Below are 11108 nucleotides of genomic sequence, written 5' to 3'. Positions count from 1 at the left end.
CCCCCCCCCCGGGGGGGGCCCACGCCCATGATCACCGTCTTCTGGTCACCGCACCCCTGTCGACCACGCCTCGCACCACTACGCCCCGCACCACCCGCACTGTTCGAAGGAGAGCAGTCATGAAGCGTCTTCTCGCGCTCGGCACCTCGATCGGCGTCCTCGCCGGCGTCCTCACCTGGGTCGGGTTCTCCCTGCCCGGCGCCGGCACCGCGGCCGCTGTCCTCGTGGTGTGGGTCGGCTTCGCCGCCTGGGCCCTGTTCTACGCCGCCGGCGGCGGCACCGGAGGCCTCGGCAAGACCGTGGCCTCCACCCTGTCCGGTGTGGTGTGGGGGTGGCTGATCATCCAGGCCGCCACCGCCGCCGTGGCCGGCGGCGCGCTCGTGCTGGGCATCGCCGTGGCGGTCGGCGCGTTCGGCATGTGCGTGCAGGCGGCCTGGAAGCCGCTGGCGTTCATCCCCGGCGCCTTCGTCGGGGCGGCCTGCTTCTTCGGCACCGGCGCGAGCGGCGCGGCGGTGCTGGCCTCGGTGGTCTCGCTCGTGGTCGGGGCGCTGCTGGCCTTCGCCTCCGAGAAGGGCGCCGACGTCATCGAGCCGCTGCTCGGCAAGGAGCCGGCCGCCACGCCCACCGCGAGCCGCCCCGCCTGACCCCGGCCCCACCGCCCCCCAGCAACCGTGATCATGGGCGATCGGCGACCTCGAGGTGGCCGATCGCCCACGATCACGCCGGTGGGGTGTCAGAGCTGGGGCGTCACCAGGGAGGCGAACGCGTCGAGGTGGTCCAGGTCGGCCAGGTCGAGCACCTGCAGGTAGAACCGGGTGGCGCCGGCCTCGCGGTAGCGCCCCAGCAGGTCGACCACCTCGCCCGGCGTGCCGCAGAAGCCCTGCTCCCGGACGTGCTCGGGGTCCCGGCCCACCGCGGCCGCGCGGCGCGCCACCTCGTCGTCGTCCTTCCCCAGCACGAGCAGGTGGGCCACCGACATCTCGATGCTGCCCGGGTCGCGCCCGACGGCCTCGCAGGCGGCGCGCACGCGGGCGAAGCGCTGCTCGGCGTCCTCGGGGGTGCAGAAGCCGGCGTTGAAGTCGGCCGCGTACCGCGCCGCGAGCTCGGGGGTCCGCTTCTTCCCCGCCCCGCCGACGACCACGGGCAGCGGCTGCTGCACCGGCTTGGGCAGCGCGGGCGAGTCCTTGACGGTGTAGTGCTGCCCCGAGAAGCCGTAGGTGGTGCCGGCGGGGGTGGCCCACATCCCGGTGATGAGCTCCAGCTGCTCGGCCAGCCTGTCGAAGCGCTCCCCCAGCGGCGGGAACGGGATGGCGTAGGCGGCGTGCTCGGCCTCGAACCACCCGGCACCCAGGCCCAGCTCCACCCGGCCGCCGGACATCTCGTCGACCTGGGCCACCTGCACGGCGAGCACGCCGGGGTGGCGGAAGGTGGCCGAGGAGACCAGCGTGCCGAGGCGGACGGTGGAGGTCTCGCGCGCCAGGCCCGCGAGCGTGGTCCACGCGTCGGTCGACCCGGGGAGCGCCTGCGCCGGGTCGTCGCCCATGGCGAGGTAGTGGTCGGACCTGAAGAAGGCGCTGAAGCCCGTCTCCTCGGTCCGCTGCGCCACGGCCAGCAGGTCGGCGTACGTGGCTCCCTGCTGGGGCTCGGTGAAGATCCGCAGGTCAGGTCGCTGGCTCACAGGGGCCGACCCTACGGGCGCGCGCCCGCCAGCTCGCGCGGGAGGGCCTGCGCCGCTGCGGGCTGCGCCGGGCGGCGACGCCCGCGGCCGGCCCCCACCTGACCCAGCACCACCCCGCCCAGGACGAGCACGAGCCCGGCCCACTGCAGCGCCGCCAGGTGCTCCCCGGCCAGCAGGGTGCCCAGGGCGACGCCCGCGACCGGGTTGAGCAGCCCGATGACGGAGACGGCGCTCGCGTCCAGGCGCGCCAGACCCGCGAACCACAGGGCGTTGGCCAGCGCGGTGGCGACGAGCGTGAGGTAGGCCAGGCCCGCCAGCGCCGGCGCGTCGAGCGCGGGCGGTGCGCCCTCGACGGCCGCGGCCACCGGCGCCACGAGCAGCGCGGACAGGGTCAGCTGCCAGGCCGCCATCGTCAGCGGCCGCGGAGCGGGCGAGAGGCGGCCGTCGGCCGCCGCGCGCGACCACCGCTGGGAGAGCACGGTGCCGGCGGAGAAGGAGACCACCCCGGCCAGGGCCACGGCGACGCCGAGGGGGTCCAGGCCGCTGGTGGCCGCGCCGACCAGGAGGACGACGCCGACCAGCCCCGCCAGCGCCGAGGCCACCGACGCGGCCCGGGGGCGCTGGGCGAGCAGGGGCCACGCCAGGGCGAGCACGACGAGGGGGCCGACGCCGGCGACCGTGGCGGCCACGCTGCTGGGCAGGAGGGTGGCGCTGGCGTAGACGAGGGAGAAGAAGGCGGCGTTGACGAGCAGCCCGAGGACAGCGGCGCGCCACCACCACGAGCCGCGCAGCCGGCGCCCGCCAGGGTGCAGCGGGAGCGCCAGCAGCACCAGGCCGGCCGGCAGGGCGCGCAGCACCCCGCCCCACAGCGGCTCGTCGGCGGGCAGCACGTGCCCGGTCACCCAGTACGTGGTGCCCCACGAGACCGGGGCGATGGCCGTGAGGGCCGCCCAGCGCCAAGTACCTTCCACGGAAGACACAATGCCTGACGCGGAAGATATCTTCCACGGGTGGTCGACCAGCCCCCCGACGCCGTGGCGGTCATCCAGGCCCAGTGGGCCCGGGAGCGCCCCGACGTCGACACCACCCCCGTCGGCGTCATCGGCAGGCTGCACCGCCTGGCCGCGGCCCTCACGCGGGAGCTGGAGGTGGTCTTCGAGGCGCACGGGCTCTGCGAGGGCGACTTCGACGTGCTGGCCACGCTGCGCCGCTCGGGCAGCGACAGGACCGCCGGGGAGCTGGCCGCCGCCACCATGGTGACCAGCGGGGGCCTCACCAAGCGCCTGGACCGGCTGGAGCGCGCCGGGCTCGTGGTGCGGCGCACCAGCGAGCGCGACGGGCGGGGTCGCGTCATCTCCCTCACCGACGCCGGCCGCGCCCTCATCGACAGGGCCTGGACCGACCACATGGCCAACGAGCACCGCCTCCTGGCCCAGCTGGACCCGCGGGACGCCGCCGAGCTGGAGCGGATCCTGCGGGGGTGGCTGAGCCAGCACGAGCCACCGCCCGAGCTGCCCGCCCCGCGGTGACGGGGCGGCTCGGCGCCACGCGCGCTCGCCGCGAGCCGGACCTACGGTGGTCGACGTGATCGACGCGACCACCTGCGAGGCCGGCCTGACCGGCGTCGACGACGCTCCCGACACCGCCAGCGCACACCGGGCGCTGCGCGACGCGTTCGGGCGCTTCCCCAGCGGCGTCGTCTCGGCGTGCGCCCGGGTGGACGGCGCCCCCGTCGGCATGGCGATGAGCTCGTTCACCTCCGTCTCGCTCGACCCGCCGCTCGTGCTGGTCTGCGTGGACAGGGCGTCCTCCACCTGGCCGAAGCTGCGCGAGCGCGCCGAGGGCGAGCGGCTGGGGATCTCCGTGCTCGGCGAGGCCCACGACGCCACCGCCCGCCAGCTCGCCTCGCGCACCGCCGACAGGTTCGCCGGGCTGTCGCTGGTCGACGGCGTCGGCGGCGCCCTCTTCGTCGACGGCGCCGCCGCGTGGCTGGAGTGCTCCGTGGCCGAGGAGCTGCCCGGCGGCGACCACGTCGTGGTGCTGCTGCGCCTGCACGCCCACCGGGTGCTGGAGCCCGGGCCGCTGGTCTTCCACGCCAGCGGCTTCACGACGGTGGCCGCTGCGCCCGCCGGTTAGGCTCGTGCGGTGATGACTGGCTCGACGTCGTGACGCTGGCACCTGAGGGTCGTCGGATGCTGCGGGTGGAGGCCCGCAACGCCGCCGTGCCCATCGAGCGCAAGCCCGAGTGGATCCGCACCACCGCCAAGACGGGCCCCGAGTACCAGGCCCTGCACGGCCTGGTGAAGCGCGAGGGCCTGCACACCGTCTGCCAGGAAGCGGGCTGCCCCAACATCTTCGAGTGCTGGGAGGACCGCGAGGCCACCTTCCTCATCGGCGGTGACCAGTGCACCCGCCGCTGCGACTTCTGCCAGATCGACACCGGCCGACCGCAGGCGCTCGACCGCGACGAGCCCCGCCGCGTCGCGGAGTCGGTGGCGAGCATGGGGCTGCGCTACGCCACCATCACCGGCGTCGCCCGCGACGACCTGCCCGACGGGGGCGCCTGGCTGTACGCCGAGACCGTGCGCGCCATCCACGCCAGCGGCAGCGGAGACGGCACTGTGCCCTCGCAGACCGGGGTCGAGCTGCTCATCCCGGACTTCAACCGCGACCCCGACCAGCTCGCGGAGGTCTTCTCCTCCGGCCCGGAGGTGCTGGCCCACAACGTGGAGACCGTCCCGCGGGTGTTCAAGCGGATCCGCCCGGCCTTCACCTACGAGCGCTCCCTGGGCGTCATCACCGACGCCCGCGCCGCGGGGCTGGTGACCAAGTCCAACCTCATCCTGGGCATGGGCGAGACCACCGAGGAGGTCGTGACCGCGCTGGGCGACCTGCACGCGGCGGGCTGCGACATCATCACCATCACCCAGTACCTGCGCCCCTCGGCGCGCCACCACCCCGTGGACCGCTGGGTCAAGCCCGAGGAGTTCGTGGAGCTGCAGGACGAGGCGGTCCGGATCGGGTTCACCGGGGTGCTGGCAGGGCCCCTGGTGCGCTCCTCCTACCGCGCCGGCCGGCTGTACGCGGCGGCCCTGGCCGCCCGCGGTGGCGCGCTGCCGGCGCACCTGGCCCACCTGGGCGCCGCCTCGGCGGCCGGCCCCGCCCGCCAGGAGGCCTCCGCCGTCCTCGCCCGCCACGGCGCGCGCGCCGCGGGCTGACGCCCCTGACGGGCGCCACCCGGTCGCCGCACGGCAGCCGGGAGGCGCCCGCGGGCGCGCCTAGAATCCCTGGCATGGCCCGCCGCGCTGACCCCGCTCCCTCCCCCGCCCCGGCGGAGGGGCGTCGTCGAGGGCTGTCCCGCCGCAAGCCCCGCACCGGCCCCGGCCGCCTCGCGCAGATGCGCGAGGTCTACCGCATGACCGCGCGCGTCGACCCCTCCATCAGGTGGTGGATGCTCGGCGCGCTCGTGGTCCCCTTCGTGGTGTTCGAGGTCATCGGCCTGATCACCGGGCACTGGATCTACTTCGGCATCATCGGGCTGCTCTTCTCCGTGCTGGCAGCGCTGTTCGTGCTCGCGCGCCGCGCCGAGACGGCGGCCTACAAGAGCCTGGAGGGCCAGCCCGGCGCCGCCGGCGCCGCGCTGCGCACCCTGCGCCGCGGCTGGCTGGTCGAGGAGGAGCCGGTCGCCATCGACCCGCGCACCCGTGACGTCGTCTTCCGCGTGGTCGGGCGCCCCGGCGTCATCCTCGTCTCCGACGGCCCCGCACCCCGCGTCACCCGCCTCCTGGAGGACGAGCGGCGCCGCACCGCCCGCGTGCTGCGCGACGTCCCCCTGCACACCGTCCAGTGCGGACGCGGCGAGGGCCAGGTCCCGCTGCCCAAGCTGCCGCGGAAGGTCCAGCGCCTGGAGCGCAAGCTCACCAAGCAGGAGGTCGCCGAGGTCACCAAGCGCCTCAAGGCGCTCGGCGGCGTGCGGCCCCCCATCCCCAAGGGCATCGACCCGTTCCGGGCGCGGCCCGACCGCCGAGCGGTGAGGGGCCGCTGAGCAGCATCCACGCCCTCGTCGTCGACGTCGACGGGGTGCTGCGCCGCTGGGACCCGCAGGAGTGGGCCGCGGCGGAGGCGCGGGCGGGTGTGCCGCGCGGGTCGCTGTACCGCGCGGCCTTCGACAGGCCGGCGCTGCGGTCGGTCGTCACCGGCGAGACGACCGACGCGCAGTGGCGCGAGGGCACCGCGGAGCGCCTCGCGCAGGCCCATGGCGTGGGCCTGGACGCCGCGCGCGACGTCGTCGCCAGCTGGTCCCGCTCGGCCGGTGAGGTCGACCGCGGGGTCCTGGAGCTCGTGCGCGAGCAGCGCCGCCGGCGGCGGGTGGTGCTGCTCAGCAACGCCACGGACCGCCTCGACGCCGACCTGGAGCGCCTCGGCGTCGAGGACGAGGTCGACGCCGTCTACGCGACCTGGCGCATCGGCATCGCCAAGCCCGACCCGGAGGTCTACCGGCACGTCGCGGACGACCTGGGGCTGCCGACCTCGGCCTGCGCCTTCGTGGACGACTCCCCGCGCCACGTGGCGGGCGCCCGCGCCGCGGGCATGGTGGCCCACCTGTTCACCGGCGCCGCCGACCTGCGCGCCTTCCTGGACACCCTCGACGCCTGACCCCCGCCGACCCGGGGGCGCCGGGGCGCCAGCCATGCCTGCGAGGCATCGCGGCGGTGCTGCCCGGGCCTTGGACAGCCGCCTCCCGGACCACGACAGTTGCCCGGGCGCTCCAACGAAGGGGCTGCGCGCAGGACGGGTGAGGGACGGCGATGACGGCGACGAGCACTCCGGCGGCGAAGGCAGGCGGCCACAGCGGCGGCCTGCGCCGCTCCCTGGGCCTGGTGGCCCTGGTCGGGCTGGGCCTGGGCTACATGACCCCCACGGTGGTCTTCGACACCTTCGGCATCGTCTCGGACAGCACCGGCGGCGCCGTGCCGTCGGCCTACCTGCTGGCGCTGGTGGTCATGGCCCTGACGGCCACGAGCTACGGCAAGCTCGTCGCGGTCTTCCCCTCCGCGGGCTCGGCCTACACCTACGTGCGCGAGGCCATGCACCCCAACCTCGGGTTCATGGTCGGCTGGTCCTCGCTGCTGGACTACCTGCTGCTGCCGATGGTCAACGCGCTGATCGTCAAGCTCTACGTCGAGCAGGTCTTCCCCGCGATTCCCAGCTGGCTCGTCGTCGTCGTGTACACCGTCGCCACCACCACCCTGGTGGCCGTCACCATGCGCGGCACCTCCCGGGTCAACATGCTGCTGCTGGCCACCGCGATCGCGGTGATGGCGGTGTTCGTGGTGATCGCCAGCTACCAGCTGCTGCAGGGCGAGGGCGCCGGCACGCTGTTCAGCACCCGCGCCTTCGCCGGTCCCGAGACCACCCTGCCGCTCGTCCTGACCGGGGCGACGGTCGTGTGCTTCTCCTTCATCGGCTTCGACGCGGTGACGATGTACGCCGAGGAGGCCAAGACCCCCCGGACGCTCCCCCGGGCGATCATGCTCACGGTGCTCATCGGCGGCGGGATCTTCCTGGTCGCCGCCTACGTGACGCAGCTGCGCTTCCCCACCAACGCGCCCTTCGGGGAGTTCACCGACGACCCGCTGCCGCAGATCGGCCAGCTCGTCGGCGGCCCCCTCTTCCAGGCGGTGCTGGTGGGGGCGGCGTTCGTCGCGACGGTGGCCTCTGGGCTCGCCTCCCACGCCAGCGTCGCCCGCATGCTGCTGGTCATGGGGCGCAACCGCGCCCTGCCCGGGCGGGGCCTGCGCTGGGTCAGCCCGCGCACGCACACGCCCGTGGTGAACATCGTCATCGTCGGCGCGGTGTGCCTGCTGGCCGTGGACTTCTCCCTCGAGCTGATCTCCGCCTGCATCAACTTCGGGGCGCTGGTGGCCTTCAGCTTCGTCAACGCCTCGGTGATCGCCGAGTTCGCCGTGCGCCGGCGCGAGACCCGCACCACCCGCGAGAAGCTGCGCAACGTCGTGGTCCCGGGCGTGGCGACGCTGATGACGGCCCTGCTGTGGACCCAGCTGCACAGCGACGCGCTCGTCGCCGGCGGGGTGTGGGCCACGGTCGGCCTGGTCTACCTGCTCGTCTACACGCGCGGCCTGCGCCGCCCGATGGCCGCGCTGGAGGACTGAGCCGACGACGGGGTCAGCGGCCCCAGCGGGCGGTCAGCGGCCCTCGCGGGCCGCCAGCAGCGTCAGCGCGGCCAGGCTCACCGCGTCGACCACCCGCCCGTCGCCGACCATCGCGGCCAGCTCCTCGCGGGGCACCCACCGCGTGACCAGGTCCGCCTCGGTCTCCTCCAGCCGCTGCTCGCCCGGCAGGAGCTCCTCGGCCAGCCACGCGTGCCCGCGCTGGGAGGCCAGCCCGGCGGCCAGGTCGAAGCTGCCCAGCGGGGTCAGGCGACCGGCGCGCAGCCCGGTCTCCTCGGCCAGCTCGGCGCGGGCGAGGTCCTCCAGCGACCCGCTGCCACCGGCGGGCCAGGTGCCCTGGGGGAACTCCCAGCGCCGCGCGCGCACCGGGTAGCGGTACTGCTCCACGAGCCACCAGCCGTCCCCGGGGCCGTCGGCGGGCGTCGTGCGCGGCAGCACCACGCAGAAGTCGGGCTTGTCGACCACCCCGTAGACACCGGTGGTGCCGTCCTCGCGGCGGACCAGGTCCTCCCGGACGCTGATCCAGGGGTTGGCGTAGACGACGCGGCTCTCCAGCTGCTCCACGCCGACGACGCTAGCGGCGGCGCAGCAGCACGGTGCCCGCCAGCCGGTCGTGCAGCTGGCGCCCGTCGCCGCCGGGCAGCAGCGCGGGCACGAACAGGCCGACCAGCAGCGCCCGCAGCAGCGCGGCCGCCGGCGGCGGGGGCGTCGTCCCCGTCAGGAGGCGGTGGACGCGCAGGCCCACCAGGGCGTGCCCGAAGCTGCCGCCCAGCGTGGCCACCAGGACCACCTGCTCGGCGACGAAGAGCAGCAGGGTGGCGACCGGGTCGTAGTCGAAGAAGGCGAAGGACACCAGCGAGCACGCCAGCCAGTCGATGACGAGCGCGAGCACGCGGCGCCCCGGCGAGCCGAGCGCCCCGGGACCGCTCTCGGGGAGCCCCAGCCCCTGACCCGGCCAGGCGTCCGCGGGTGCCGTCACTCCGCCAGGCTAGGCGTCACCGGGCTCCGCCTCACCCAGGGGTGAGGCGGTGAAGCACCAGGGCCGCCGTGGCACGGGTGCGCCCGTCGGCGGAGGCGAGGCGGTAGCCCAGGAGGTCCTCCAACCGCGCCAGGCGGGTCTGGACGGTGGAGTGGTGCAGGCCCAGCACGGCCGAGGCGGCGCGACTGCTCTCCGTGCGCACCACCGCCTCCAGCGTGTCCAGCCCCCACGGCTCGCGCGCCGCCTCGCGCAGGGCCAGGACGTCGGGGTGGGACGCCCGTGCTGCGGCCGGCACGTCGGCCAGCAGGCTCAGCGCGCCCAGCTCCTCCCAGCGCACCACCGGGGCGATGCGCGAGGCCAGCCGCAGGGACACCAGGGCCTGCGCCCAGGAGGTCGGCAGGTCGTGCAGGCCGACGGCGCTGCCGACACCCGCCAGGCACGCGGTGGAGAAGCGGACCGCCTCCACCAGCGAGGCCCGGACGTCACCGTCCGCCGTGGCCAGCACCGCCGAGCGGCGGCTGAACGGAGCAGGGGCACCAGCGGCGGAGGCCACCACGTGCACGCGTGCGCCCTCGTGCAGGCGCAGCCTGCGGGCGGCCTTGCGGCGCGCATCGTCGGAGGCCGTGGACAGCAGGATCTCGACCGCTCCGGCGTCGTCGTCCAGGGCGGTCGGGGAGACCCGCTCCAGGGTGAGGTGCACGCCGGCGGCGAGCCGCTCCAGCAGCACGCCGTCCAGAGCGCTGGGCGCGGGCCGCTCCACCCACACCACGGCGCCGGAGCCGTCGTCCAGGGAGTGGTGGGGCCACCGCACGGCGTCGGCGAGGTCGGTGACGGGATCGGTCGGCCGGCCGTCGGCGCCGACGCGCAGGTACAACCGGTGCTGGGGGTGCGCCAGGCCGGCGGCGTGGCCGGCCAGCACCGCGGCGCCCCGCAGGAAGGACTCCAGCCCAGCTCCGCGGCCGAGCAGCGTGTCGAAGTGCAGGATGATCTTCATGGCGGCGCCAGCGTCCTCGTCGAGCGCGCTGAGCCGCTGGATCAGCTCCTTCACCGTGCCATCACCGGCCCATCGTGCTCTCAGGGCCGGCCGCTGACACCCAGCACCCGGTCGAGCCAGTTGCGCGCCGAGGCCGAGGCGCCCTGCGCCAGCACGGTGTGCTCGAACGTCCCGAAGCCGTGGAAGCCGCCGGCCCAGACGTGGAGCTCGGCCTGACCGCCCTGCGCCCAGATGCGGCTGGCGTAGTCGACGGCCTCGTCGCGGAACACCTCGGCGCTGCCGACCTCCAGGAACGCCGGCGGCAGGCCGGAGAGGTCATCGGCCCGTGCCGGCGCTGCGTACGCCGGCACCTCGCCGGAGCCGTAGCGCTCCCCCAGCAGCGAGCGCCACGCCAGCTCGTTCTCCACCGCGTTCCACATGCCGGTGGGGTACTGCCGGGTGGAGCAGGTGGTCCCCCGGTCGTCGAGCATGGGGGCGAGGAGCAGCTGGCCGGCCACCTGCGCGCCGCCCCGGTCGCGGGCCATGAGGGCCACCGAGGCCGCCAGCCCGGCCCCGGCGCTGATGCCCGCGACCACCCCGGCGGCGGGGTTCACGCCCAGCGCCTCGGCGTGCTCGGCGAGGTGCTGCAGCCCGGCGTAGACGTCCTCCTGGGGGACCGGGTACTGGTGCTCCGGAGCCCGGCGGTACTCGACGGTGGCGATGACCGCGTTGTAGCGCTCCACCCAGTCGAGGAAGACCTCGGCGCCGCTCCACCGCGTGCCGAGCATCATGCCGCCGCCGTGCACGAAGTAGACCAGCGGGCTGGTGGCGGTGCGGTCAGGCCGGTGCACCAGGGTCAGCGGCACGGACGCGCCGTCGTGCCCGGTGGCCGCGAGGTCCCGGCGCACCAGCCCGAGCTCCGCCACGCGCTGCTGGGCGGAGACGGCGGCGGCGTCGTCCTCGGCGCGCTTGAGCGGCACGTCCGCCTCGGTGATCGGCGAGGGGGTCTCGAGCTGCACGGCGAGCGCCGCCGCGACCTCGGGGTCAAGCGGCGGCGCGGGCACGAGCCCGCTGGCAGACGTCGTCATGTGGTTCACCAGACCTGGTCGGGGCAGCGTCGAGGCAGCAGCGGGCCGTCGCTGGCCCGTGCCGGGCGACCAGCGTCCGCCACCGCCGCAGGGGCCTCAAGCCGCCACCGCGGCGGAGACCGGCGCCGCGGGGGCGCCACGTGGCGGTTGTCCGGGCACCGCCGCGGCGCTGAGCCTTGGGGGCGCCGGGTGACTGACG

At 75.5% G+C, this 11108-nt stretch carries 13 protein-coding genes; 7 read left to right on the top strand and 6 right to left on the bottom strand.

Annotation, left to right across the window (positions count from 1 at the left end):
* Positions 1-119: 119 nt before the first annotated feature.
* Entirely contained in the window at positions 120-644 is a 525-nt protein-coding gene (locus ACUN9U_RS11935) for a DUF1097 domain-containing protein (RefSeq protein ID WP_445485201.1), read from the top strand.
* A gap of 89 nt (positions 645-733) precedes the next feature.
* On the opposite strand, the gene ACUN9U_RS11930 is transcribed toward ACUN9U_RS11935, so the two are convergent.
* Positions 734-1678, bottom strand: coding sequence for an LLM class F420-dependent oxidoreductase (locus ACUN9U_RS11930; protein ID WP_445485200.1), 945 nt, complete (start codon positions 1676-1678; stop codon positions 734-736).
* 11 nt (positions 1679-1689) lie between these two features.
* Positions 1690-2649, bottom strand: a complete 960-nt coding sequence (locus tag ACUN9U_RS11925; RefSeq protein WP_445485199.1) for a DMT family transporter — start codon at positions 2647-2649, stop codon at positions 1690-1692.
* 39 nt (positions 2650-2688) lie between these two features.
* On the opposite strand from ACUN9U_RS11925, the gene ACUN9U_RS11920 reads away from it, so the two are divergent.
* The 6 genes from ACUN9U_RS11920 to ACUN9U_RS11895 all read left to right on the top strand — a co-directional run bounded on the left by ACUN9U_RS11920 (position 2689) and on the right by ACUN9U_RS11895 (position 7851).
* Positions 2689-3207, top strand: coding sequence for a MarR family winged helix-turn-helix transcriptional regulator (locus ACUN9U_RS11920; RefSeq protein WP_445485198.1), 519 nt, complete (start codon positions 2689-2691; stop codon positions 3205-3207).
* 85 nt (positions 3208-3292) lie between these two features.
* Complete coding sequence (locus tag ACUN9U_RS11915; RefSeq protein ID WP_445485215.1) at positions 3293-3814, top strand: flavin reductase family protein; 522 nt, start codon at positions 3293-3295, stop codon at positions 3812-3814.
* Positions 3815-3870: 56 nt separating this feature from the next.
* On the top strand, positions 3871-4896 hold the full coding sequence (locus ACUN9U_RS11910) for a lipoyl synthase (protein ID WP_445485197.1): 1026 nt from the start codon (positions 3871-3873) through the stop codon (positions 4894-4896).
* Between the two features lie 74 nt (positions 4897-4970).
* Positions 4971-5723: a DUF4191 domain-containing protein gene (locus ACUN9U_RS11905; protein WP_445485196.1), complete on the top strand. Its 753-nt coding sequence runs from the start codon at positions 4971-4973 to the stop codon at positions 5721-5723.
* Positions 5720-6334, top strand: coding sequence for an HAD-IA family hydrolase (locus ACUN9U_RS11900; protein WP_445485214.1), 615 nt, complete (start codon positions 5720-5722; stop codon positions 6332-6334). Before ACUN9U_RS11905 ends, ACUN9U_RS11900 begins: the two co-directional genes overlap by 4 nt.
* A gap of 152 nt (positions 6335-6486) precedes the next feature.
* Positions 6487-7851, top strand: coding sequence for an APC family permease (locus tag ACUN9U_RS11895; RefSeq protein WP_445485195.1), 1365 nt, complete (start codon positions 6487-6489; stop codon positions 7849-7851).
* A 33-nt stretch (positions 7852-7884) separates the two neighbouring features.
* Here the strand turns inward: ACUN9U_RS11895 and ACUN9U_RS11890 are convergent, their stop codons facing one another.
* From ACUN9U_RS11890 to ACUN9U_RS11875, 4 genes are read right to left on the bottom strand one after another with little or no spacing between them, the layout of a single operon-like run.
* Entirely contained in the window at positions 7885-8433 is a 549-nt protein-coding gene (locus tag ACUN9U_RS11890) for an NUDIX domain-containing protein (protein ID WP_445485194.1), read from the bottom strand.
* 10 nt (positions 8434-8443) lie between these two features.
* Complete coding sequence (locus ACUN9U_RS11885; protein ID WP_445485193.1) at positions 8444-8848, bottom strand: RDD family protein; 405 nt, start codon at positions 8846-8848, stop codon at positions 8444-8446.
* A gap of 31 nt (positions 8849-8879) precedes the next feature.
* Complete coding sequence (locus ACUN9U_RS11880; RefSeq protein WP_445485192.1) at positions 8880-9896, bottom strand: helix-turn-helix domain-containing protein; 1017 nt, start codon at positions 9894-9896, stop codon at positions 8880-8882.
* Positions 9897-9922: 26 nt separating this feature from the next.
* A complete protein-coding gene (locus ACUN9U_RS11875; RefSeq protein ID WP_445485191.1) occupies positions 9923-10909 on the bottom strand; it encodes an alpha/beta hydrolase in 987 nt (328 codons plus the stop codon).
* Positions 10910-11108: the final 199 nt, after the last annotated feature.

Source organism: Quadrisphaera sp. KR29, from assembly GCF_052644995.1.
This window is presented reverse-complemented; position numbering and strand designations above follow the sequence as displayed.

What these genes read in the sequence shown, in the direction of transcription:
- ACUN9U_RS11935 (WP_445485201.1), top strand. Translation starts at nt 120, where the DNA reads ATGAAGCGTCTTCTCGCGCTCGGCACCTCGATCGGCGTCCTCGCCGGC.
- ACUN9U_RS11910 (WP_445485197.1), top strand. Translation starts at nt 3,871, where the DNA reads ATGCTGCGGGTGGAGGCCCGCAACGCCGCCGTGCCCATCGAGCGCAAG.
- ACUN9U_RS11905 (WP_445485196.1), top strand. Translation starts at nt 4,971, where the DNA reads ATGGCCCGCCGCGCTGACCCCGCTCCCTCCCCCGCCCCGGCGGAGGGG.
- ACUN9U_RS11895 (WP_445485195.1), top strand. Translation starts at nt 6,487, where the DNA reads ATGACGGCGACGAGCACTCCGGCGGCGAAGGCAGGCGGCCACAGCGGC.
- ACUN9U_RS11875 (WP_445485191.1), bottom strand. Translation starts at nt 10,909, where the DNA reads ATGACGACGTCTGCCAGCGGGCTCGTGCCCGCGCCGCCGCTTGACCCC.